The sequence below is a fragment of the Microbispora rosea genome (genome assembly GCF_900156315.1).
Classification (GTDB): domain Bacteria; phylum Actinomycetota; class Actinomycetes; order Streptosporangiales; family Streptosporangiaceae; genus Microbispora; species Microbispora rosea.
The window spans coordinates 1-22865 of sequence record NZ_FTNI01000051.1; the positions used below are offsets into that span (position 1 = coordinate 1).

A 22865-nucleotide genomic window follows, 5' to 3' on the forward strand; every position below is an offset into this window, starting at 1 on the left:
CGATCTTAAGCATGCTCACCTGCGGAAACGCCGACATGATCGTCCCGCGTATGTCTCGTGATCTTTGGCCTTCGGCTGCACGTCGCCGCCTTCAGCTACTCCTGTGCTGTGGGCCGACCTAGGTCCTGTTCCTTGGATCACGTGCGGAGCCAGATCATCAGGGCTGCCACGGTCACGGTGCCGAGGTAGATCGTAAGCGCGCTTGTCGTAGCGGGTGGCCACAGCCCGGAAGTTCTTCAGCCGGTTGATCGCCCGCTCGACAACGTTGCGCTTCTTGTAGCGCTCTTTGTCGAACCCGGTCGGGCGTCCACCGGCCGAGCCGCGCCTGTGGCGATTGTCCCGTTGGTCACGGGGCTCGGGAATGGTATGCGGGATCCTACGTCGCCGCAGGTAGGAGCGGTTCGTGCGTGAGCTGTAGGCCTTGTCCGCGCTGACGCTGTCCGGCCGGCTGCGACAGCGACCGGCAACGGCCGTCGGCGCACAGATGGATCTTCGTGGTATCACGTCAACCCGACGGAGAGTGATCGCAGAGTGGCACTTTGTCGGCGTTCGGCACGGTCTTCTTGCTCTTGAAGGCGGGATCCCTGTTCTCTTCGCGTACCGTGATCAGTCGACCGTCACGGACGCTGAGGTCAGGGCCAAGGATGACTCCGGATCAGTCGTACTCGAAACCCTGCGGTATAGATGCATCCGACCTGGCAGACCGCTACTTCCACGGCTGCTACAGCCTGGGCGATGACCTGCTGTGGGGCATCACCCGCACCCGAAAGGGCGCCGCAGAACCTGGTCTCCTACCATCTGCGGCTGCTGCGCCACCACATCGCCGACGGCGTGACCGTGACCAGCGCCGGCAAACGGCCCAATCGGAGAAGCCGACGGCGCTGAGTCGCCTCAGCGTGGTGCGATGCCGTCCAGGGTGATGTCGATGAACCGCCGCCAGTCGCCGACATCGCCTCGGCTGATCATCGCCAGCGCGCCGACCAGCATGTAGAGATCGTCCACCGTGATGTCGGCGCGGACGGTGCCGTCGGCGTGTCCGCGCCTGATCAGCGTGTCCCCGATGGCAAGCAACTCGATCGCCAGAGGCCCGCGTGGGGCGGTGGAGCCGAACGTCGCCTCGATCGCCCCGGAAAGGCCGCGGCCCGTCTGATGCATCTGGGCCACATGGGTTAGGAAACAGGTCAGCGCCGCCCGGGTGTCAGGGTTGGGCAGGCACTCGCTCTCGGCGAAGGCGAGGATCTCGCTAAAGCGCTGCTCGGCGACCGCCTCAACCAGGGCCTGACGGGTCGGGAAGTGCCGGTAGAGGGTGCCGACGCCGACCTGCGCGGCCCTTGCCACCTCCCCCATCTGCACCTGGTCGCCGTGTTCGGCGAACAGGTCGACAGCGACATCCAGGAGGCGGGCGCGGTTGCGCTCGGCGTCGCTACGGGGCCTGGACATGCGCTCCCCTTTCGCGGAATCGGATTCCGGATCACACCCTAGTCCGCGTTGACAGGGCTTGCGACGCTCACCTAGCTTAAACGGAAACGGACTCCGAATCAGATTCGAGAGGATCTCGCATGTTCAAGGACCGCTTCTTCCTGCTGGACGCGGACGCCTCCCGTCCCACCCGCGTGCCCCTTCCGCCGTCGATGAGCGTTAAGGCCGGGGCCGCCGAAACCGAGGGGCGGTTCTCCCTGATAGAGAACCGCGGTGACGGCCGCATCCCCGCCCACGTCCACGACACCTTCGACGAACTGGTGTATGTGCTGGACGGCGACCTGGGCATCCAGTTCGACGGAGCCGGCCATCACCTCACCGCCGGGATGTTCGCGCTGGTGCCGCGCGGCGTCACGCACGCCATGCGAAACCTCGGGCCGGACGGCTCCGCCGTGCACGTCCTGCAGTTGTTCGCGCCGGGCGGCTGGGAGCGCTACGTCGAGGACGTATGCGAGGCGGGCGAGGCCGACGCGCTGATGCTCCCCGACGGACGGCGCGACTGGCAGAAGATCAACGAGCTGGGCAAACCGTACGGCATGCGCTACCACCTCGGGCAGGACGACCCCGCCGAGTGGGGCGACAAGAGCCGGTTCTACCTGCTGCGACAGGGGCAGGTGAGGCTCGGGCGCATCTCGGTGCCGCCCGCGTTCGGCATCAAGGCACGCAGCGAGGACACCGACAGCCTGATCTCCCTGCTGGAGGTGACCGTCGCCCAGCCCGTCCCGCGCCACACTCACCATGTCGCCGACGAGTGCATCTACGTGGTCGACGGTGTCCTGGAGATCGACTTCGACGGTGTGACGCACCGGACCGGCAAGGGGCAATTCGTCCTGCTGCCGCACGGTGTCCCGCACGCGATCCGCCCCGGTTCCACCCCGCCGCCCAAGGTCATCCAGGTCTCCTCGCCGGGTGGCTGGGAGTGCGTGGTGGAGGCCCTCATCGAGCATCGCGCCGAGGTGAGCCAAGGCGGCCGCTTCAACCCGGCGGCACTCAACCGCTACACCCGCCAGTACCACGTCGTCTATGAGGAGAACGAATGACCCGCGCCGTCGTCCCGGTACAAGGGGCCCGAGGGGGCGCGGGTGTTCGCGTAGACCGCAGCACCTCGGCCGGTGCCTGACCAGGTTAGATCACCCCACCGAGGACGTCCTGCTCTTCTTGTGGGAGCGGTAGTACGCCGCCTTGACGCGGTTGCCGCACTCCTCTCGTCCGCACCAGTGGCGATTGCCGGAGCGGGAGCGATCAACTAGGACGCGCGCGCACTCCTCGCGGCCGCACTCACGGATCCGCAGCTCGTTGATAACCCCGAGCGGCCGCACCGCCGAGCGGGCCGCATCGGAGGCGATGGTCGTACACCCTGAGAGTCAGGGACATAGGGGACTGCGTGGCGAACCTCCGAACGGTGCCGACCGAGACCGAGTTGAAGGTTGAGACGCGCCTCTCTCGGTGCCGGCACTCCGTCCGAAGGTATGGATCAGCCCGCGATACACCCCTTGTACTGTCGCGTGACGCGTGACGTCGGCACGGCACCGGACAAGGTTCGTAGCGCCGAGCCGGCAGCCGGTCACGGGAAGGTCCACCTACCGGCCTGCGGCCCGTTCGAGTAAGGCGCGTGGCACGAGAAGGGTTTCCTCAAGGAGGACGGCTTCAGGTGCACCCAGCGGAAAGACGCCTGTCGGGTGCGCCTTCAACCGAGGAAGCCGGCCGGTGCCATCCACGTGACGATCATCATGCGGGTGACAGGCCCGCGTTGAGGTAGAACTCGCCGTCGTGGGCGTCCGTACCGGCGATTATTGTCGCCAGGTGGCGTCCGTCACTCGCGATGGACCAGTATCGGAGCGTCACGACGGCGGTCGCGGACGTCACGCAGGTCTGGACGGCTGGATCGAGGTGTGCGGTGTTGCCCCGGGTCAGCAGGGCCCAGGTGCAGCCATCGGCGGTACGCGCGGTGATCCGGTTGTCATACTCGCCGGTGATCGTGAGGAGCCCCTGTTCGGGGGTCTGCGTCACAACCGGTTTCCCGTCTGAGCCGGTGGATCGGGTGACGCGGATATTCGCCCTGGTCGCCGGGTCCGCTGCGTCGTATCGCCACGTGCCGGGGAACCGTGCGGCTCCTCGCGGGTCGTATTCCTTGGCCTTCGTACGAGCGCCCCTGTCCAGCTGCCAGTCGTAGTTTCCGGCCGGATTGGGACTTACGGCCTTGATCGTCTCCTTCTCGTGATCGCCGTTCACCGTGACGGTCCACGTGCTGATCGTGTACCACGCGTTGCTGGTCGGGTTGTGGCAGGTCTGCGTCGCAGGATCCAGGTGAAGGTCGGCGGGCCCCGCCTTGAACGTCCACGTACACCCGACGTCGGTGCGGCCCACCACGGTGTCGTGGTCACGGGCGGTGAAAACGATGTCGCCGACCTGGGGTGCCTCCATCGTGCCCGGCCTTATCACAGCGATGTTCGTCATCGTCGTACGGTCAGGCTGGTCGTAGTTCCATTTACCCAGGTACTTCGCGATCCCGCCGGTCGGCTGTGCCGGCTTCGCGTGCGCCTGTGCCGGGCCGGGCACGGTTACGATCGCTGTGGCGGCAAGCACTGGTAGGGCCAGCAGTGCGCGTCGCCGTGTCGACTGGAACATGTCATTTCCTTCTGGTGATGGCCGGCGCCTTCGGCACGACGCCAGCAGACCAGCGCAGATTACTAGATTTTCGAGATATCAGAAAATCGAGATGAGGGGAGCCATGTCAAGCGCACGGGCTGAGCTCATGACGGAGATCACCAATCGGATCAGGCGCACCAACCAGCGCGGCGCAGAGATGGCGAACGCGGCCGCACGCGTGATCGGTGTCAACAGCACCGACATGGCCTGCATCCAGATGCTCCAATATGAGCCGCTGACCGCCGGAGAGCTGGCCCGGCGCACCGGCCTGACGACTGCCTCAGTGACCACGGTGATCGACCGGCTGGAAGCGGCGGGATTCGTCGCACGCACCCGCGATCCCGCCGACCGCCGCCGGGTCGTCGTCGCATTCCAGCCAGAAAAGGCCGGGCCCAGTATCGCGGGAGTGTTCCTGCCGCTGCTGCGCAGCTGGAGGGATCTGATGACCGACTACGACGAACGCGACCTCCGCATCATCGCTGAGTTCCTCGGTCGAGTGGAGGATGCCCTCGACGACGAGATCCACAAACTGCGAGAACGCTGACGATCGCCGCGGAGTTGCCGGAGCCTACGCAGGCCACGAAGCCGGTGATGAGCGTCCGCCCGGTCAGGTGATCCCTATGTCGCAGGGACGACCGCGCCGGGGGGCACCATCTTCACCAGATCGAGAACGCACAGACGGCGACCGGTTGCCTACTCGGTCTGCTCGCGATGTGAATTGCTCACTGTTTCCGTCACCGCCCCGGGCGAAGGATCGAGGCGTGGCAGCGATTCAGGTGAACCATCTCAGCAAGAGCTACGGCGGATTCCAGGCGGTCAACGACATCTCGTTCGAGGTCGAGGCGGGAACGGTCTTCGCCTTGCTCGGCCCGCAACGGCGCGGGCAAGACCACGACGATGGAACTGCTCACCGGGTTCCAGAAGCCGGACGCCGGTTCGGTCAGGGTGCTGGGCCTCGACCCGTTCAAAGACCGCACCCGGGTGCGCGGCAACGTCGGCATCATGGTGCAGGAGGCCGGATTCTTCCCCGACCTGACGGCCGGGCAGACGGTCGGGATCTGGCGTGACTTCACCCCCGCCGCGCGCCCGGCGAGCGAGGCGCTGGAGTTGGCGGGCCTGACGGCGAAGGCGAAGACGAAAGTGCGGCAGCTGTCCGGCGGTGAGAAACGCCGCCTTGACCTGGCGCTGGCCCTCCTGGGCGAGCCTGACGTGCTGTTCCTGGACGAGCTGACAACCGGCATGGATCCCGAGGCCCAACCGAGATACGCCTCGTCATCCGGGGCCGACGTGCGAGCAACTTGCCCTGGCGGGCTCCCGCGGAAGCCACCCCGCGAATATCCCGCGACCATCGGTGCAGGGCTGCCGACAGTGACCCACGACTGCCTAAGATCACTCAAAGGCTCCGGAGAAGCCCCAGATGGGAGCCTTTTGTACCTGATCAAAGAGTGCCCCCGGCCAGGCACGACGCAAATCTACGGCGCTTTCACCTGCGCTTTCTTCTGGCCGTCTCGTTGTTGAAGCCCGTGCCGAGGTGGCCAAGGGAGGCGGGGCGCGATGAGTCCCTGCTCACGTGTGGCTGTCTGCATTCGTTGGACGACCACCGCGTCCGTGAGCCTGCTGGCCAGTGATCTGCTGCCCGACGTCATGGTAGGTGCCGCCTTGAGGGAGATGGGCGACGAGGCCGTCGCTCCCAGTTAGGTATCGCGATTCGTTCGAATCACTCCCGATCCGCGGAGCCCCGCGTCCTGTCCGGCAGAGCCGTCCCGCCCGGATCTCGCAGAACGCCAGCCCTCCGATCTGCCGAACCTGCTATTGCGCTGACCTGATCAGCCCGTGACTCAGCGAACGGCGGTACGGTGGCGGACCGCCTTCAGACCGATGACGTCGTCCGGCGGCGCGTCCGGCACGTCGTGGTCGAAGCGGGCCAGTGCTATCTGCCGGTCGATGCCGACCGTCGCCTCACCGAGGTGCTGCGGGAACGGCCGGGCAACGAGCCGGCTACCTGCGCCCTGCTGCTGCAACACGCCTGCGGCAGCGCATCGGGGAACTCCTCGATCTGGAACTGGACTGCGTTCACGAAGCACCCGGCCACGGCAGTTGGCTCGGGGGCTGTCCCAAAACGCCGTCCGAGCCGAACTCGACCGGGCCGTCCACCAAGCCGGGCTTGATCACATCATCCCGCATCAGCTCCGCCATACCTACGCCACCGCCCTGGTCAGCGCTGGAGTCTCGCTGCAGGCGTTGATGGAGACGGAGTTGCTCGAGCGGCATCACTTCGCCACCCACGCCCAGGCCAAGGCCCCCTGCTTCCACTTCATCGAAGGGCCCTGCCGCCGGCACTCGACCCTGGGCATGCTCAGCCCCGCCGAATACGAACGCCGACACGGGCCGAACAAGACCGCTACGCTGCCGTATAGCCGCAAACCCCGATGTGTCCACACAACCGGGGCAACTTCACCACGCTCGATGAGCCGAGTAACTGACAGCCCTCGAGGACGCCGGTGGTGTGCAGTTTCGACACTGCTGAGCCCCAGCGCCGTGCCATCCACGGTTCTAACCGTGTGCCACGCCCGTGAGATGCGGTGCCTTGAGGCTTCCGCGGCTGAAGGTACCTCTGGGTCAGCAGTGCCAAGGGTTATGGGGTTGGCACTTGGTCCTGGCAGAAACTACCCTCTCTTGCGGGATGTCAGTGATGTAATTTCCCTGCACACGCAGGCAAGCAGAGGGCGGACAAGTGACTACAACGAAGCGTAAGGCCGTGGTGCTGCTGAGCGGCGGCCTCGACTCGACCACCGTTTTAGCGATCGCGCGCGAGCAAGGCTACGAGACGTACGCCCTGAGCTTCCGCTATGGGCAGCGCCACACTGAAGAACTTGAGGCCGCCAAGCGGGTCGCGGCTGAACTGGGCGTGGCAGAGCATGTGATCGCCGATATTAATCTCGCGGTGTTCGGCGGGTCCGCGCTCACAGACGACGCCCTCGACGTTCCCCATCACGAGAGCGTTGATGACCTGGGAAGCGAGATCCCGATTACGTATGTCCCTGCACGGAACACGGTGTTCCTGTCCTTCGCCCTGGCCTGGGCGGAGACGCTGAGCTCTTCTGATGTGTTCATCGGTGTGAACGCCCTGGACTACAGCGGCTATCCAGACTGCCGGCCCGAGTACATCGAGGCCTACGAGCGTATGGCGAACCTGGCGACGAAGGCGGGCGTTGAGGGGACGCAGAAGTTGAAGATCCACACCCCTCTTATCGAACTGACCAAGGCTCAGACGATCGAGCGTGGGCTGGAGTTGGGCGTCGACTACTCCTGGACCCACAGCTGCTACGACCCAATCGACGGACGCGCCTGCGGGACGTGTGACTCTTGCCTGCTTCGCGGACGGGGCTTTGCGGAACTCGGTTTGGTTGATCCATCCCTCGTCTCAGCGAAGAGTTGATCCCAGGCATGTACCGGGTGAAGGAAATCTTCTACACGCTGCAGGGGGAAGGTAGCCATGCAGGGCGGCCCTCTGTCTTCTGCCGCTTTACGAGCTGCAATCTCTGGACGGGCCGGGAGAAGGACCGGCACCGAGCGATCTGCAAGTTCTGTGACACGGATTTCGTCGGTACCGATGGTCCGGGTGGAGGACGGTTCCAAACGGCTGCCGACCTCGCCGCAGCGGTAGCCAAGACCTGGCAGGGGCGTGCGCATCCGCGAAGCAGACCGTATGTGGTCTGCACTGGTGGAGAGCCGCTGCTGCAACTGGACGCGGAGGCGGTCGACGCCCTGCATGCTGAGGGCTTTGAGATCGCCATCGAGACTAACGGGACGCGGTCGGCACCTGACGGCATCGACTGGATCTGTGTGAGTCCGAAGGCAGGCGCCGATCTGGTTCTGAAAACCGGGCACGACCTGAAGTTGGTGTATCCGCAGGTGGGTGCTGGGCCGGAACGTTATGAAGACCTAGATTTTGATCGCTTCATGCTGCAACCGATGGACGGCCCCGACCTCGCTGCTAATACACAGGCGGCGATCGCATACTGCCTCGAGCATCCTCAGTGGCACTTGAGCATCCAGACCCACAAGACACTGGGGATCCGTTGATGGAAATCTTTCGTGAGTTCACGTTCGAGGCCGCCCACCGACTCCCGAACGTCCCACCTGGTCACAAGTGTGCTCGACTCCACGGACACAGCTTCCGTGTTGAGGTGCATGTGCAGGGCGACGTGGACTCAGCGACCGGGTGGGTCATGGACTTCGCAGAGATCAAGGCTGCGTTCAAACCTGTCCTGGACCAACTTGACCACTACTACCTCAACGAAGTCCCGGGACTCGAGAACCCAACCAGCGAGGTCCTTGCTAGATGGGTGTGGGATCGTCTGAGCGGTGAACTGCCCTTATCGGCGATTCACGTACGCGAAACGTGCACCTCCGGCTGCATCTATCGGGGAGAAAATTGATGCTTGAGGACGTACAGGCATCACCTGACACTCGCGGCATCTCCCTTGATGAAGTGGGGATTGAGGGCCTTCGCTACCCGGTATTGGTCGCTGACGGGCAAGGAGCTAAGCGCGAGACCGTGGCCACGGCCTCCATGTCAGTCAGCCTCGGTCCCGAGGTCAAAGGCGCCCATCTGAGTCGCTTCATTGAAGTGCTACACAACGCACGAGAGCAACTCACCCCACATAGCGCAGCTGGCCTGGCCGATGACCTGAGGCAACACATGGGGAGCCCTTCCGCGCGTGTGCACCTGACCTTCCCTTATTTCCTAGAGCGCGAGGCGCCCGTCACGCGGGCGCGAGCGTATGTGGAATACAGTTGCGCTGTGGCCGCGGTGAGCCGCGGGAACGGCACTGCAGTGACCTTGAGCGTTGAGGTGCCCGTCACCAGCGTGTGCCCGTGCAGCAAGGCGATCAGTGATCGCGGCGCCCACAATCAACGTGGCCACATCACGATTGACATCAAACCGGCCGATCACCCGACTGATCTGTGGTTTGACGAGTTGATCAGTCTCGCGGAAGGTGCTGCTTCCTCTCCGGTCTATGCACTGCTGAAGCGACCTGACGAACGCCATGTAACGATGGCGGGTTACGACAATCCCGTCTTCGTTGAGGACATGGTCCGCAACGTATGCCTCGCCTTGGATGTAGCGGATCGCGTTGCTTCCTATCGGGTTCGTGCGGTTAATGACGAGAGCATCCATAATCACGCGGCCTACGCCGCGGTCTCGTGGACCTCGCCACGTGGTGCGTGACACTGTGGATGACATTGCTGGTCAGTGCGGGCAGACCGTGCACGTCGTGGTCACCTGTACCAACCGCAAGCGTGGTGTCGCGCCTGAGCAACTCCGCGTCCGGAGCCTGGACACTGGGGGAGTTGACGAGCGTTGCGAGGAGTGGGTGCAGCGTCTGTCTGCTGCGTCAGCGGCGAGGTCTGCCAGCGACATGTATGCCGGCGAGCATTGGCTGATCGCTCGGCGGCTTGCTGAAATCGCAGGCGACGATGCGAATTTGTGGGTATGTTCCGCGGGCTATGGGCTGATCAAGGTCGATGCGCGCATCGCGCCCTACGCGGCCACCTTCGCCGTGGGTCACGAGGACTCTGTCGCGCCAGACACGGGCGGAGCACGTCGGTGGTGGGAGCGACTTGCCACCTGGGATGGCCCCCAGGCAGGTCAACCGCGTTCTTTCAGCGCTTTGGCTCGCAGAGATCCAGATGCGGCAATCGTGGCGGTCTTGTCGGAGCCTTATCTGCGCGCATGCGCAACTGACCTGCGCGAGGCTGCATCTACGCTGACCAGCAAGGACAGCCTGTCCATCATCGGGCCAGGCGGACGAAGCGCCGAGGTCGACGAGTTCGTCATCCCGGTTACCGCTGCACTCACCTCCGTCCTTGGCGGAAGCCTGCTATCGCTCAATGCTCGAGCAGCAGCCCATGTCTTGGAAGCGTGTCGGGCTAGTGGTGAGCCTGTTCGGCGGTCCCTGCTCACCAAACTCATGGCGGATGCCACCGCTGCAGCCCCTCAGACGGCACCGAAGGCTCCGGGCATTCGCATGACAGACGATGAGGTCCGTACCTTCATCCGCAAGCACCTTGTCTACGGCCCCACGTCGGCGACGGCGCTGTTGCGTGAGCTGCGGAGTTCGGGTCGGTCGTGTGAACAGGCCCGCTTTCGGGAGCTCTTCCTGGCAGAGGCTCGCTCCGATGGAGGTTGGCGGTGACGCCCATATCGAAGAAGCCCGCTACCACTGAAGTACGCGCCCTGCGGATCGTTCAAGCTAAGGACTATCCGCTCTACGTGTTCATGTTGCGGGCCGAGGAGGTTCTGCAGTTCGCGGATATTTCTCGAGTGAGCCGGGACGAGGCTGGCAAGCTGATTGGTTACCAGCGGCCTCAGGTGAGGAAGCACATCCAAGAAATTGTGGAGTACTTGGATAGCGACGTCCCGATCTTCCCAAACCCGATCATCATGGCTCTGTCGCCGAATGTGCACTTCCGCAGTACACGAGGTGGCAACAGGCACCCTGCCGATGGGATCTCCGATACGGGGAGGCTCACGATCCCTGTCCCGCAGGAGGGCAAGCCTAAGCCGGCATGGATCGTTGATGGTCAGCAGCGAGCCTTGGCGCTCGCACAGACCCGCCGGAATGATTTCCCTGTTCCCATCACGGCGTTCGTGGCGGACACGGTGAACCTGCAGCGTGATCAGTTCGTTCGGATCAACAACACCAAGCCGTTGCCTCGGGGGCTCGTCACAGAACTCTTACCAGAAGTCGACAGCCCCCTACCGCCGCGCCTAGCGATCAGAAAGGCCCCGTCGCACCTGTGCGACGTCTTGAACGCTGACAAGAACTCTCCGTTCTACGGGTTGATCAGACGCGCGTCGACCGCCGGCACCAAACAGTCCGACGCTGTTGTGACCGACACGGGCATCGTCGACATGATCCAAGAAAGTCTCATGTCCTCCTCTGGTTGCCTCTACCCCTATCGGCACATCGGCCGGGGAGAGACAGACTTCGACGGCATCATCCAGGCACTTTTTATCTACTGGACGGCGGTGCGTGACACCTTCCCCGACGCATGGGGAAAACCGCCAGAGAAAAGTCGGCTTATGCACGGGGCGGGGATTAGAGCGATGGGCCGCCTCATGGATCGCATACTCGGTGTGGTCGATCCTTCACGTCCTGATGCTCCGAAAAGTGTGCGCCAGCACCTTGCGCTGATCGCACCCTATTGCAGGTGGACGGAGGGCTCATGGGAGGAACTCGGGCACCGGTGGAATGAGATAGAGAACGTCGGTAAGCACGTTCAAGAGCTTTCTAACTATCTCATCCGTGTCCATCAGATTGCCCGTAGGGAGCTCTCATGAGGTTTTACTTCCCCGACAGTCAAGATCTTGTCAGCCCGACGTATGATTTCTTCATCGAAGAGTATTCGCCGTATCGGGTGCGGCAGCGTGATGACAAGTACGCCCACGAAGTTCTCGAGTCGAATCCGTATGACGGCATCCTTGTCAGCAAGGCGATTGTGGATGGCTCTGTCAAAGGTGCGGGAAAATACAGCATGCCACAGCGGGAGCGCCTCTACCGGCTTGGTGTGAGGAGATTCTTCCGTCTTCCCGACAATGTTGCAACGCTTGGCGATTGTGGCGCCTTCAATTACGTCGACGAAGATCTTCCCCCGTATACGGTTGATGAGGTTCTTAACTTCTATGAAGGTTGCGGCTTCGATTCGGGAATAAGTATCGACCATGTGATCTTCGGCTACGACGAAGAGGTCTCCGATGCGGACGTGAACCCGGCCTGGGCAGAAAGACGGCAGATATCGCTCCGGTATGCGGAAGAGTTCCTAGCTGGGGTCCAGAAGCGTGGAAATCAGATCGAGCCCGTTGGGGCAGCACAAGGATGGAGTCCGGCAAGTTACGCCGATAGTGTCCAGCGCCTTCAGGAGTTCGGGTATCAGCGGATTGCACTGGGCGGCATGGTCCCGCTGAAGACGCACGAAATCCTCTCCTGCCTCCAGGCGATTGATAAGGTTCGTATTCCGGAAACGAAACTCCACCTCCTGGGAATCACTCGCATCGGCTCTATGGAAGAGTTTGCGGGTCATGGCGTCACCAGCTTCGACAGCACGTCTCCCTTTCGGCAGTCCTTTATGGATGATCGCAATAACTATCACACTGCCACTGAGTCTTTTACGGCGGTTCGCGTCCCGCAGGTAGACGGTAACCCGGCACTCAAGCGTCGAGTTCTCGCCGGTGAAGTCTCTCAATCTAAAGCGAAGTCTCTCGAGCGAGAGTGCCTTAAGCGCTTGCGCGCCTACGACCGAGGCGAAGAGACCGTAGACCGCGTAATTGAGACACTCTCAGAGTATGAGCGGTTGGTTGAACCCCCTCAAAAGAAGAGCAGGGTTCCTGCCTACCGGAGGATTCTCGAAGCTCAGCCTTGGAAGACATGCACGTGCACGCTCTGTGGTGCGCATGGCATCGAGATAGCGATCTTTCGGGGTACCGAGCGAAACAAAAGGCGTGGATTCCACAATCTCGCTGTCTTCGCTGATAATATTCGGCACATCACGCGCCCCCTTGAACAGGAGAACTAATGGCCGACCGCCACACGCTTCGTCTTCCAGCGCTGGAGGTTCGGCAGGGATCGCGGCGTATCTACTGCTTTGCGGTCGATGGGAAGAGGTTGCACGAATTTGCGGCAGTCTCTCGGATTCGGCGTGACCCAGAAGAGCAGCTCCAGGGCTACCAACGGCCAGAAGTCGCGAGTCACATCCGGGCGATCCAGCGTTACCTCGAGTCTGACAACGCCATGCTGCCCAATGCTCTGGTGCTCGCGTTCGATAAGCGTGTCCGTTTCGAAGCTCTAGCATCCGTGCAGGACAACGGCGTGCACTACTCCGTCCCTGGGGAGTTGGTGGTGCCGATCGACGAGACGTTGTCTGAGGACGAGAAGCCGGCATGGTTAGTCGATGGCCAGCAACGCAGCGCTGCGATCAGGGAAGCAGACATCGGTGAGTTTCCCGTGGCAGCCGTCGGATTTATCGCGGATGAGGCGGAACAGCGGGCCCAGTTCATCCTGGTGAATAACACCAAGCCCCTCCCGAAGGGGCTGATTCACGAGTTACTCCCTGACACCACGGGGCATTTGCCGCCCGCCTACGCTCGCCGTCAACTTCCCGCGGCCCTCATGACTCGCCTCAACGGCACCTTCGGGGGGCCCTTCTACGGTCTTATAGCCACTCCGACCTCGCCGGATGGGTACATCAAAGACAACAGCATCCTGAGAATGATTGAGCACAGCCTCTTCGAAGGAGCGCTCTACCAGTACCGCAACCCGGATGACGGTAGCGGCGATATAGATCAGATGCTGCTGCATCTGAACACCTACTGGAGTCTCGTTCGGGGCAGGTTCCCGGAAGCGTGGGCTCTGCCACCACGCCTCTCCCGCCTCACACATGGCGTCGGCATCCAGGCCATGGGCTTCATCATGGACGCTCTCACCGAGGACCGCCGTCCGCACGAGATCGAGGCCGCAGTCACCAAGGCGCTCAGCAAGATCGCACAAGGAGCTGCATGGACCTCGGGCAGTTGGAACTTCGCCGGAGGCGAGGCCCGAAAGTGGAACAGCCTCCAGAACACTCCCAACGATGTGCGGCTACTCACCACTGGCCTGCTTCGCGTGATCGATCAGGAACTGCTCTTCTGATCTAGATGTACTGCTCCGGGAGGTTGATGCGGCTGATGGGTGGCTGGCCTTTCAGCGCGGTGTGTCCGCGGTGATGGTTGTACATGTGCAGCCAGGGATCAAGGGCGGCGCGGCGCTCGGCCTCTGAGGCATGCGGGCGGGCGTAGGCCCATTCGTCGGCCAGAGTGCGGTGGAAGCGCTCGACCTTGCCGTTGGTCTGGGGCCGGTAGGGGCGGGTGCGCTTGTGGGTGATGCCCAGCCGGGCGCAGGTCTCGCCCCACAGCCGGGAGCGGTAACAGCTGCCGTTATCGGTCAGCACGCGTTCGATGACGATGGCGCGGGCCGCGAACCAGGTCTGGGCATGCAGGAGGAATGCGGCGGCGGTTTCCTTGGTCTCATCGGTCAGGATCTCGGTGTAGGGCAGGCGGGAGTGGTCGTCCAGTGCCGTGTGCAGGAAGCCGTAGCCCAGGCGGGGGTTGCCGTGGGCGTTGCGTGAAACGGTGGGGGTGGCCTGCAGGTTGCGCCGGCCGACGGCGCGGCCCAGGGCGCGGTGACCGCCACCGTCGGGGATGTTGCCCAGCTTCTTGACGTCGATGTAGACCATCTCGTCCGGACGGTCACGCTCGTAGCGGCGGACGGGCGCACCGCTCGCGCGATCCAGGTGAGCCAGGGGCGGCATGCCGTACCGGACCCCACTACCCGGTGCACGGTGGAGGGGGCCAGGCCCAAACGGGCGGCGATTCGGGCGGGTCCAAGCCGATGCGTGACGCGGAAGCTTGCAGATGCGCCGTTCGGTCCGCTGCGTGGTACGGGCCGGGCTGCGGCGCGGGCGGGAAGACCGGTCGGCCATCCCGGCTACGCCCCCGCTCTCGATAGCGGCGGGCCCAGCGGGCGGCGGTGGTGTGGGAGACCTGGAAGCGTTCGGCCGCGCGGCGGACGCTCCAGCCGCCCTCAACGATGAGGCGCGCGAGCCGAAGTCTGCCGGTTTCGGTCAGCGGGGCATTACGGTAGGGCATGAGGGCCTCCGGGCGATGTGAATCTTGGTCGACTCACACCACGCCAGAAGGCCCTCACCCTTTTCAAGGTCATCGACAGCGTGTCGCCGATACTCCTCCGCTGTCACCAACGTCCATGGACAGAACATCTAGAGCGAGGTGCCCGGCCGCGACCGGGCACCTCGGTTCAGCCCATCAGGGCCGAATCGGTCTACTACGTCTCTTCTTGATCGGGTTTTTACGTGGACAGATCTTTGTAGAGCCCGCCGCACACGGGACACGGGGTCTCCCAGAGGAGTTCGTCCTCCTGAACCCAGTGCTCCAAGAGACAGTCATCCGGTATTGGACAGGAGCGGACTACCTCGTCGAAGTAGTCTCGTTTGGCGTCTTCGTCAGGGTCATCCGACGTCTCAGCCATGGCTGCACTTGACGAAACCGCGTGAGACAGATGAGATGTCATCCTGTGAACTCCATGCCTAGGCAGCATTGGGTGATCACATGGGGTCGGCGAGAGGCGCAATCTCTTGCCGGCCCTCAGGCTTTTAAGCAGCCTCAAGCGAATAGCCGACTCGGACGGAATGCGTGCGAAATCGCTATTTGTATTATGGTTCCTTGCAGTGCTCGTCGTAAGGCGCCCTCCTTCCTCCCTCCACTGATGACAGTGAAGCCATCACCCGTGATCTCTGGGGAAGTAAATCACCCTTAAAGGTAACAAGCAAGGCGCAATATCCTCACTAGAGGGAGTTAAAGTCGCCCATGATTACCCACGGTTACAGTGGTGGAATTTATTGACGCCGCCGATCGTGGCCACTAGGGTGGCATATGTAATGTGGGCCATTTTCCATAATCTAATTGAGCCCATTGGCGGTGTGACGACTAGTGATTGTCTGTTACCTGACCATTCCACACGAAGAGTGTCCCTGCCAATGCGTAACGTGGCCAAGATTGTGTGACCATGATGGATGGTGTCACCGAAAAGAGACCAACGGTCGCTACTCTGCGTAGTTTACTGGCTAGTAGTTATACCGATTTGATATGGCTGGATGGCTCTAGGCCAACAACCCGTTGACGGCCGCCCTTAGGAGAGATGCGGATCCTGACCCGTCGGCGTAAGCAATCCTCGCTTTTCCGGCATTTTCGGTAATAAAGCCTGTCGCTGCATGTTTGGCGCATCGGGTGGCAAGGGTGATGAAATCCGCGTGTTGAGCCTTCTTCTTTAAGGTTGGGCTCCCGACCTTGTCATGCGATGTCAGAACCTTGAGTCCCGGGTTATGCCGCTCAAGTTCCCGGCTGGTACGTGCCAGCACTGCTTCGTCAAGCGAATAGAGCAGGATGGTGCGCCCTGAAAGAGCCGCAGTGGGTGATTCCTCGTCAGATGACGGCTCTGCGTGCTCCCACTCGAATTGGGTACCGAGTTCTTCGGAGAGTTGCTGGGCGAAGGCGATTGTTGCGGTGTCCAGGCGGCGCTGATGGCGGTGAAGCGGTTCGAGCAAAGCTACTGCGAATCGGAGACGTGCCTCCTCATCGGGGCATGCAGCGAGCACGAGGCGGTCGGCGAAATCCATGGCTGTTGTGGCGGTCTCCGGTGACACCCACCGGTCGCAGGATTCTCTCAACTCGTCAAGCAGATCGCGATAGGCACTAGCCCCCGGCGAGGAGCGCAGGAAGATCTCACTAAGAGCGTGGATGGCGATGAGGTCGCTGTTCGACAATCTGTCGAAAGCGAGCGCGTAGGTGATCAGCTCGCGAGCGGTGCGAGGAGATGCGTCCCCATAGCCGACTGCGTCAATCAAGGGGCCGACGATCTTCCAGACACGACTCCAGGACTCGTTGCTGAGATCGGTCAGCAGTGCAGCCAATTCCTCATCCGCATCTGCTGGGGATGGCCACCCTCGCCAGGATTCGTCGTCGATCGTTTGGGTGACATTGGGATCATCCTGTGCGACGAGTTGTAGGAGGGCTCCCCAACCGGTTGGCAGTTTGCTACTAACCTGGTCCAGATGTGCGACCGCTTTAGGGGCATCATCTGGTGAGCCCTGTCCGTGTGCGGGAGTTGTCGAGGCTAGCGCGGAGCCAGTGGAGGCGACGAGGGAAGATGCATGCTCCCAGAGAGGTCCTGGGACGGCTGATGTACGTCCCTCAGCGCTCAACGCTTGCAGCATGCGGGACAGGCCTGCAGCGTCGTTTCGACCAATGGCTGCGGTTAGGAGTACGGCGATAGCTTCGTCACCGTAGCTAAGGATGTCAGCGTGGACCGGAAGTGGGAGGCTGACGTCTTGTAGGCGATCACATGCTTCGAGAATGTCTCCCCGATTGATGGATTCGGAGATGATTGCAGAATTGACCGCATTGAGGATTGCCTCCTTGACCGGGTGAGGAGGGTCCTGCCGAAGGATGTCACCTAGGCCGTGCAGGGAGAGCAGTTCGCGGCTTAGCCCCAGGCGGTTAAGGCGTTTGATCCTCAGATGAGCGAGATTTGTCGCTGTGATGCGTCCTTGGGCCGCGATAAGATCTAATGCAGCTTTGGATGAGGCTACTCCGCCGGCGGCGAGTGCAGCATCGAACGCTGCGATCAGACGGCCCAATGGCTGTGGGACATTCCACATTCTCCTCGGTTGCGAACTGGCTGTTCTCTGCAGCAAGTCGAGCGCGTCACAGAGTTCTATTCGACGCTGCTTATTTGAGGTAGTACGAATCACGAAGGTGCTGTTCGCAGGTGCTAGGTCCAGGACTGCAGAGTCAACAGGATCGCTGGGGTCTAGCTCGGCAGGAAGTTCATCTCCGCCCGTGCAATACGTGGGACCGACAAATGCCTTGAGAAGTTCTCCTGTTTGCGCTGCGTGAGCGCTGGAGTTCGCGATCACATACATTGAGAATGTGTCGCTATCTTTCGAGTAGCGTGGGAGTAAGGTCGGCACGGTGCTATCGATATGGCTCACCTTTGCGTACCGTTGCTGGATGTATGGCAGGCGGGCCACATCGTTGCCTTCGCCGAAGAAGCGATCGAGGAAGTCTTGCGTAAGGGGACGCCGATCGTCGGGTTGCACAGCAGGCTGGGCAGGGCTACTCACGTGTTGACTCCCCACTTTTCGAAGAAATCGAGGTGTGCTTGTGCTACTTCGCTCTGGTCGACCTGGTAGGTAACCGACTCCTCGTTGTCGCCCAATCCACTCACTGTGAAGTTCATGGAGCCACTGAGGATCCATTCGCGGCCGCATAGTGTTTTCTCATGAACTTTGGGGTCGAGAATTATGTGGAGGCGACCATCGTCTTGGACGCCCGCCCGCAGCCTTTCGATGAAGATTTTGTTGTGGGCATCAGGCCGCGTAACGATGTGAATGCTGGTGCCTGCGCGCGCGAGCAGGGCCAGGATATTGGACAAGCGACATGCGCTCGGGGGGTCCTCGCCGAGTATCGAGTCGAAGGCGCCTTGAGAGTTATCAAGAACCTCAACATCTGTGATCCATCCAGAGATCAACCAGAGGTCCCCACCCGGTGAGGCTAGCTCCGACAGTAGGGCGGTGCTCAGCATGGAGTCGGCGCGTAGGCTCATTCGACTGCCTGTCCGTACTGTCCTTTTGAGGCCCGTCATTGCTCGACTTCCTGCAGTTCTACGCGAACGACCAATTCACTGCTTTCCCTGACGAGGTTCTCGATTTCACCGTAGATGCGGAGGTATCCGCGATCGATCGGTAGAGCGGGAACCTGGGCGAGAGCGCTGGACAGCGCTGATCGTTCGGTTACCGGGCAGACCAGGTCGACAGCACCTTCTTCGGCAAGCAGTTGTTGATACTGCTTCTGCCACTCTGCTTGTGTCACGTCGATTCGAGGGAGTTGGTCGTCGTGAGCGATGGAGATAAGCCTTCTATCGAGAAAGACTGGTTGCTCCGGGGCAACGTACGGCTGGTAGTACTCCAGATGGTGACTGCGTGCCTGGGCTCCACGCGGCCACATCATGCTGAAGGCTTGGTCGGCGCGCAGAGGTTGTTGGCTCACTTGCAGGTGACCTGAGCCAACCGCATAGGCAATGACCCTGGCATCCACCTCGAACCCAAGTTGCTCCTCCAGAAGCGTCCACTTGTTGAGGAGTTCCAGGCATGCGGCGTCGGTTCCTTGGTTGCTTCCGGGACGCAGGAGGCGGGTCGAGACAGTAGCAACCGCACTGTGACGAGGTGCTCCGTCGAGGTCCGTCCATGCCGCTCGTAGTTCACGCAAGGCCTGGTCAGCCTCGCCGGCCGAGCCTGCCGCACGTACGCGTGCCATGGCCAGAGCAGCGCGCCCATGCGGACGTTCTTCGACTACATCCTTTAGCAGGCGGGTTACCGTCGAGTCCGTGTATTCGAACTCATTGGGCCGCAGGGCTCCACCTACGAGTGACCAGAAGCGTCGTGGATCAGCTGCGTATGCGCGGATGAGTTGTTCGATGACTCCCAGTCCACCGATTGATGTCTCGGTCAGCCAAATGGTGTCAGATCCCTCTGAGGTAGTACTCGGGAGCACATCGACAATAAGGTCGCCCTCCTGAGCATCAGGACAGGCCTTCAGCGCCGCCGCGAGTAGTGCAGCGGCGAACGTGTCCCGGTAGGCACGTCGGGCTAACGCATGAGTTCTCGCGGCAACGTCCTCAACGACCAGGAGTTCACCTGCCCGGTTTAGGGCTGCAATGACGTCAGGGTTTCGGCTGAGTTCCATGAGGTCATTGACGAGGCGTGTAGTGGCTTGGCTTTCGGTGGCGCTCTCATCGCGGTAGAGCACGCCGAGGATTGTTGCGAGTTCGTCGCGCCAGGAGCCATCGGCTAGCGACGTATGTGTTTGAGCGGGCATGCTCTTTCCAGTCACGCCTTCGAGTGAGAAGGTGGTGATATAGATCAGAGCGAGCCAGTTACGCTGGAAAATATTGGTAATTTTGGCTAGTTGGTAATCTTCAGCAACAGTTCGGAAGAAGGCCTGCGAGCGCCATTGAGGTGAGGCGAGGTACTGCTGGACGAGGGGGAGCGTGAGGTCAAGCTGCTTGATGGACACGCCCACGCCGTCAACAGCCAGGCTGAAGCCTAGAGCTGCTCGCTTACCCTCAAACGTGTAACGGATACTGCGTCGTTCCTTCGAAATTGGGTTGTTGCGCGCTATGTCGCACTCTGCGCCATATGACATACGGCGAACCTCAACCGGGTTGCCGGCTGCGTGAGAGTAGAATCCAATGGTGAGAACCCTCGCTTTCCAGCCAGAGAGGTTGACAGCCTGAGCCTCCATCGTTGGATTACTTGAGGGCGTCACGATTTGGGTAACCCATCGTGGCGCACCCTGTGAGCGGTCTTCAATCTCAGGACCTGGCTCGCTCAGCCTCACTTGGTAGGGCCGAAGGACGACTAATCCTTCAGGGGCCTGTGCTGGGGGATACCAGGTCCCCTCGATACGATATTGAGGAACGAGATCCCTAGTAAGTTCAAGGACGTCGCCTTCTGCCGGGACGGGTAACCAGGTTCGGTGCGATTTATGCTGGTATCCGTAGCGACGACTGACGCGACCAGGTACTGCTTCACGAAGTGCTTTGGCGATGGGTAAGCGCTCGTCGTCGCCTGTTGCGGCGAACGGAAGGTCGAGTTCCACCTCTGGAACGTTTAGTGGTTCGAAGAGTGTTCTGGTGATGAACTCGGGAAGTAATGCGCCGGCCGTGGCGCCGGGATCTTCGCGCAAAGCTCGCCAATGACTGAGTAGGCGCCGCAATGCCGTAGGTATGACGGCAAGCATCAGCGAGCGAGGTTGTTCCCAGAGAACCGCTTGGGCCTCATCGGCGTCGATCTGGAGGGACGTTTGAAGATGGCGTGCCAGCCTGTCTTGGATGCGCTGGTCGGCAAGCAAAGCACCAAGGCGATCGAGCACCCACGTGCGAGCACTCGCGTCAGGCGGCGACTGCTGTTCGTAGGGTGCGGTGAGGAGAGTCCTGAGGTTCTGCCCCGGATGCGCTCGCTGCAGGTCGCGACCAAGCCAATCCAGTAGAGCTTGGCTGGCTTGGATCTTTAGAACGTACCTGTTGCGGATGGGTAGATTGCGAGCCGATAATTCTGGAGCGAACAGTGCCTCGTAACCCTGGTAACTGAGTCGGTCGCGTCCATAGTCGGAAAGAGTAACGATGGTGATCGGCCGGGTGCCTCGTTGACGTCCTGCGCGGCCTTTGCGTTGCAGGAAGGCCGCTGCATCATGTGGTGATTTGTGTTGGAGGACAAGTCCGACTCGAGGATCATTGAAGCCCACCTCGAGCGATGCGGTGGCAACGGTGAGATCGGCGTTGAGGTCGATGCCTGCGTCTTGAGAGGACGTGCGTCCGACCACGAGTTGCCCTGTGTGGAGGTTGCCGTCCAGACGGTGCCCGATCTTGTCCATGAGATCCCACGACTGGCCGTCTTGGTAGCGGGCATCGTGGTGAGGAAGATCAGGGGAACGGAGGCCGGCTAGGACGGCCTTCCGGCCGATGCGAGAAGCCACGTTCCCCTCGGCCTCGCGGAGATTGTCGTAGAAGCGGTTCGTCACGTCGAGGTCATCGGTAAACAGGAATCCTGTGGACCCATATAGGCGGGGGTCGCTTTGTGGGTCCAGCACGCGCCCGAACAGCATTGCTGTCTGGATCGAGGTCGACAGGAGGCTTGCTCCGGAGACGGGGTCCCCTCTCAGAACGATTGCATACTCCCTGCCCTCCTCCTGCATGTGGGAGGGGTGCGGTTCGACGTACTCCACCGCATCGTACGTAAGGCCGGTAAGTTCGGCGAAGAACGGCATCGCGTTCTTGAGCGTTGCGCTGAGGCCGACGAACGTCACGCGCTTTCCGACGGCATGTTGCCATCGCCGCAGGAGTAAGGCCACCTGGGCACCGTGGGGGCCGGTGTAAGTATGGACCTCGTCCAAAAGAACGAGCGAAGGCTTGTCCTTCCCGATCCAGCCCAGCAGACGGCCCAGATAGGGGTTCGTGCTGTGGCGATTGAGCATCTCCGTCGTAGTGAAAAGCAGATCCGGTGGTGTCCGGGAGAGCGACTGCCGGGTCAAGCCGAGTCGGCCAGAGGGGATCCTCGACGCGCAGTTGAGGCATGTCAGTTGCTCAGAATCCGAATTGCGATCACTATTAGCCCACAGTAGATCGCCCACCGTACACGTGGGGCAAGTCAGGTAAGGGCAGATGAAGCCATCTGAACGGCGTTTCCACGCCCTCTCGCCCATCCCGGGGTTGTCGAGCGACTTCGCAGTTCGCAGGGTGTCCTTATAGAGAGCCCCGATGCGCAGCGGGCGCCGATTCTCGCTGAGAAGTGCCTGTTCGACTGACCGGGAATTGACCAGAGCTTCTCGAAGTTGGTCACGCAGTAGTTCCGTGCGTGGATATAGAGCCAGTGTGTGAACTCTGGCTTTACCACCAGGCTGGGCGGCGCTTCCCATTAGGGAGAAAGCCGGCAGGTAGAAGGCCAGGGTCTTTCCGCTGCCGGTACCCGCCCCGACGATGACGCCGGTCGAGTGCGGAGATGTGAGGGATTGCAGGATGCCCTTTGTTGCCGCTACCTGGAACGCCGAGAGATCCCTTTCACCAATCAGGGCCGTTGCGAGACGGTCCTGTACGGAGCCCCACTGTTGCGACTGTCGCAATTCGGAAAGAACCGCTTCAACTGGGATATCTCGAGTGGGGTACCGGCGGGATGCGGTGTGGAGACGGAAGTCGGCTACGAGCTGTGGGCCCTGACACCACCAATTGGATGGCTGCTCTGCAGGGCTAGTACGCCCGTACGGTGGGAACAGTTGACGTAGATGAGACGTGAGTCGTAGTGCTTCGGCGAATCGAGTACGGTACCGGCGCGGGAGCGTCGCGGGGATTTTAAAGATCAGTGCCTGTTCATGGAGTTCGTCAAGGATGTCTTCCTCGTCGACGTCAATCGGCGCGTGCTTGTGCGTGTCTTGAGCGTCACGTATCACCTGGAGGACTTCGTCTTCGGAGAGCGCCCCATCGGTAATGCCCCAGACGAGTAGCGGAAGTTCGAGGTCTTCAATGCTATTGAGGACGTGGTTAACAAAACCTTGGTCGAGTTGCACT

Annotated in this window: 20 protein-coding genes and 2 pseudogenes; 12 read left to right on the forward strand and 10 right to left on the reverse strand. The window is 61.7% G+C overall.

Annotated features, from left to right (window positions below; all coding sequences use genetic code 11):
- Positions 1-137 precede the first annotated feature (137 nt).
- A pseudogene (locus tag BXA11_RS39670) lies at positions 138-462 on the reverse strand (transposase); the annotation flags it as partial.
- Between the two features lie 429 nt (positions 463-891).
- Positions 892-1440, reverse strand: a complete 549-nt coding sequence (locus BXA11_RS39680) for a TetR/AcrR family transcriptional regulator (protein WP_076443070.1) — start codon at positions 1438-1440, stop codon at positions 892-894.
- 119 nt (positions 1441-1559) lie between these two features.
- Here BXA11_RS39680 and BXA11_RS39685 point away from each other — a divergent pair, with 119 nt between their 5' ends.
- Positions 1560-2519, forward strand: a complete 960-nt coding sequence (locus tag BXA11_RS39685; protein WP_076443072.1) for a cupin domain-containing protein — start codon at positions 1560-1562, stop codon at positions 2517-2519.
- A 90-nt stretch (positions 2520-2609) separates the two neighbouring features.
- Here the strand turns inward: BXA11_RS39685 and BXA11_RS45900 are convergent, their stop codons facing one another.
- Positions 2610-2798 carry a CGNR zinc finger domain-containing protein gene (locus tag BXA11_RS45900; RefSeq protein ID WP_076443074.1) on the reverse strand — a complete coding sequence of 63 codons (189 nt, stop codon included), beginning with the start codon at positions 2796-2798 and terminating at the stop codon, positions 2610-2612.
- Between the two features lie 409 nt (positions 2799-3207).
- A complete protein-coding gene (locus BXA11_RS39695; protein WP_159454907.1) occupies positions 3208-4107 on the reverse strand; it encodes a hypothetical protein in 900 nt (299 codons plus the stop codon).
- 127 nt (positions 4108-4234) lie between these two features.
- On the opposite strand from BXA11_RS39695, the gene BXA11_RS39700 reads away from it, so the two are divergent.
- Both BXA11_RS39700 and BXA11_RS39705 read left to right on the forward strand, forming a co-directional pair.
- The gene (locus BXA11_RS39700) at positions 4235-4672 is read left to right on the forward strand and encodes a MarR family winged helix-turn-helix transcriptional regulator (RefSeq protein ID WP_159454908.1); all 438 of its coding nucleotides are present in this window, start codon (positions 4235-4237) and stop codon (positions 4670-4672) included.
- A gap of 353 nt (positions 4673-5025) precedes the next feature.
- Complete coding sequence (locus BXA11_RS39705) at positions 5026-5646, forward strand: ATP-binding cassette domain-containing protein (RefSeq protein ID WP_076443078.1); 621 nt, start codon at positions 5026-5028, stop codon at positions 5644-5646.
- Between the two features lie 320 nt (positions 5647-5966).
- Here the strand turns inward: BXA11_RS39705 and BXA11_RS44200 are convergent, their stop codons facing one another.
- On the reverse strand, positions 5967-6152 hold the full coding sequence (locus tag BXA11_RS44200; RefSeq protein WP_076443080.1) for a hypothetical protein: 186 nt from the start codon (positions 6150-6152) through the stop codon (positions 5967-5969).
- On the opposite strand from BXA11_RS44200, the gene BXA11_RS45905 reads away from it, so the two are divergent.
- From BXA11_RS45905 to dbpB (BXA11_RS39755), 9 genes are read left to right on the forward strand one after another with little or no spacing between them, the layout of a single operon-like run.
- Entirely contained in the window at positions 6073-6882 is an 810-nt protein-coding gene (locus BXA11_RS45905; protein WP_373320680.1) for a tyrosine-type recombinase/integrase, read from the forward strand. The genes BXA11_RS44200 and BXA11_RS45905 overlap by 80 nt on opposite strands.
- A gap of 4 nt (positions 6883-6886) precedes the next feature.
- The gene (gene queC, locus BXA11_RS39720) at positions 6887-7567 is read left to right on the forward strand and encodes a 7-cyano-7-deazaguanine synthase QueC (protein ID WP_239105263.1); all 681 of its coding nucleotides are present in this window, start codon (positions 6887-6889) and stop codon (positions 7565-7567) included.
- 8 nt (positions 7568-7575) lie between these two features.
- On the forward strand, positions 7576-8214 hold the full coding sequence (queE, locus tag BXA11_RS39725; RefSeq protein ID WP_076443087.1) for a 7-carboxy-7-deazaguanine synthase: 639 nt from the start codon (positions 7576-7578) through the stop codon (positions 8212-8214).
- Entirely contained in the window at positions 8214-8570 is a 357-nt protein-coding gene (gene queD / locus BXA11_RS45910) for a 6-carboxytetrahydropterin synthase QueD (RefSeq protein WP_076443089.1), read from the forward strand. The genes queE and queD overlap by 1 nt, the downstream gene beginning before the upstream one ends.
- Positions 8570-9364, forward strand: a complete 795-nt coding sequence (folE2, locus tag BXA11_RS39735) for a GTP cyclohydrolase FolE2 (protein ID WP_076443091.1) — start codon at positions 8570-8572, stop codon at positions 9362-9364. Before queD ends, folE2 begins: the two co-directional genes overlap by 1 nt.
- Positions 9365-9368: 4 nt before the next feature.
- A complete protein-coding gene (locus tag BXA11_RS42865; RefSeq protein ID WP_204054018.1) occupies positions 9369-10331 on the forward strand; it encodes a hypothetical protein in 963 nt (320 codons plus the stop codon).
- Positions 10328-11479 (forward strand): DGQHR domain-containing protein DpdB, encoded by a 1152-nt coding sequence (dbpB, locus tag BXA11_RS39745; protein ID WP_204054017.1) that lies wholly within the window; start codon positions 10328-10330, stop codon positions 11477-11479. Before BXA11_RS42865 ends, dbpB (BXA11_RS39745) begins: the two co-directional genes overlap by 4 nt.
- Positions 11476-12711: a tRNA-guanine transglycosylase DpdA gene (dpdA, locus tag BXA11_RS39750; RefSeq protein ID WP_076443093.1), complete on the forward strand. Its 1236-nt coding sequence runs from the start codon at positions 11476-11478 to the stop codon at positions 12709-12711. The genes dbpB (BXA11_RS39745) and dpdA overlap by 4 nt, the downstream gene beginning before the upstream one ends.
- Positions 12711-13823 carry a DGQHR domain-containing protein DpdB gene (gene dbpB, locus BXA11_RS39755; protein ID WP_076443095.1) on the forward strand — a complete coding sequence of 371 codons (1113 nt, stop codon included), beginning with the start codon at positions 12711-12713 and terminating at the stop codon, positions 13821-13823. The genes dpdA and dbpB (BXA11_RS39755) overlap by 1 nt, the downstream gene beginning before the upstream one ends.
- Before the next feature lies 1 nt (position 13824).
- Here dbpB (BXA11_RS39755) and BXA11_RS39760 read toward each other — a convergent pair whose 3' ends face one another.
- The 5 genes and pseudogenes from BXA11_RS39760 to dpdJ all read right to left on the reverse strand — a co-directional run bounded on the left by BXA11_RS39760 (position 13825) and on the right by dpdJ (position 22864).
- Entirely contained in the window at positions 13825-14652 is an 828-nt protein-coding gene (locus BXA11_RS39760) for an IS481 family transposase (RefSeq protein WP_239105262.1), read from the reverse strand.
- 64 nt (positions 14653-14716) lie between these two features.
- Positions 14717-14818: pseudogene (locus tag BXA11_RS45170) on the reverse strand (IS481 family transposase); the annotation flags it as partial.
- 1028 nt (positions 14819-15846) lie between these two features.
- Positions 15847-17844: a protein DpdD gene (dpdD, locus tag BXA11_RS42870; protein WP_076443097.1), complete on the reverse strand. Its 1998-nt coding sequence runs from the start codon at positions 17842-17844 to the stop codon at positions 15847-15849.
- 20 nt (positions 17845-17864) lie between these two features.
- A complete protein-coding gene (gene dpdK, locus BXA11_RS39770; protein ID WP_076443099.1) occupies positions 17865-18389 on the reverse strand; it encodes a phospholipase D-like domain-containing protein DpdK in 525 nt (174 codons plus the stop codon).
- A complete protein-coding gene (gene dpdJ, locus BXA11_RS39775; protein ID WP_204054015.1) occupies positions 18386-22864 on the reverse strand; it encodes a protein DpdJ in 4479 nt (1492 codons plus the stop codon). Before dpdJ ends, dpdK begins: the two co-directional genes overlap by 4 nt.
- Position 22865: the final 1 nt, after the last annotated feature.

Bases quoted from the DNA above. Each gene is read 5' to 3' on its own strand.
- BXA11_RS39680 (WP_076443070.1), bottom strand. From the start codon at position 1,440: ATGTCCAGGCCCCGTAGCGACGCCGAGCGCAACCGCGCCCGCCTCCTG.
- BXA11_RS39685 (WP_076443072.1), top strand. From the start codon at position 1,560: ATGTTCAAGGACCGCTTCTTCCTGCTGGACGCGGACGCCTCCCGTCCC.
- BXA11_RS39695 (WP_159454907.1), bottom strand. From the start codon at position 4,107: ATGTTCCAGTCGACACGGCGACGCGCACTGCTGGCCCTACCAGTGCTT.
- BXA11_RS39700 (WP_159454908.1), top strand. From the start codon at position 4,235: ATGACGGAGATCACCAATCGGATCAGGCGCACCAACCAGCGCGGCGCA.
- BXA11_RS39705 (WP_076443078.1), top strand. From the start codon at position 5,026: ATGGAACTGCTCACCGGGTTCCAGAAGCCGGACGCCGGTTCGGTCAGG.
- BXA11_RS45905 (WP_373320680.1), top strand. From the start codon at position 6,073: ATGCCGACCGTCGCCTCACCGAGGTGCTGCGGGAACGGCCGGGCAACG.
- queE (WP_076443087.1), top strand. From the start codon at position 7,576: ATGTACCGGGTGAAGGAAATCTTCTACACGCTGCAGGGGGAAGGTAGC.
- queD (WP_076443089.1), top strand. From the start codon at position 8,214: ATGGAAATCTTTCGTGAGTTCACGTTCGAGGCCGCCCACCGACTCCCG.
- folE2 (WP_076443091.1), top strand. From the start codon at position 8,570: ATGCTTGAGGACGTACAGGCATCACCTGACACTCGCGGCATCTCCCTT.
- dpdA (WP_076443093.1), top strand. From the start codon at position 11,476: ATGAGGTTTTACTTCCCCGACAGTCAAGATCTTGTCAGCCCGACGTAT.
- dbpB (WP_076443095.1), top strand. From the start codon at position 12,711: ATGGCCGACCGCCACACGCTTCGTCTTCCAGCGCTGGAGGTTCGGCAG.
- BXA11_RS39760 (WP_239105262.1), bottom strand. From the start codon at position 14,652: ATGGCCGACCGGTCTTCCCGCCCGCGCCGCAGCCCGGCCCGTACCACG.
- dpdK (WP_076443099.1), bottom strand. From the start codon at position 18,389: ATGACGGGCCTCAAAAGGACAGTACGGACAGGCAGTCGAATGAGCCTA.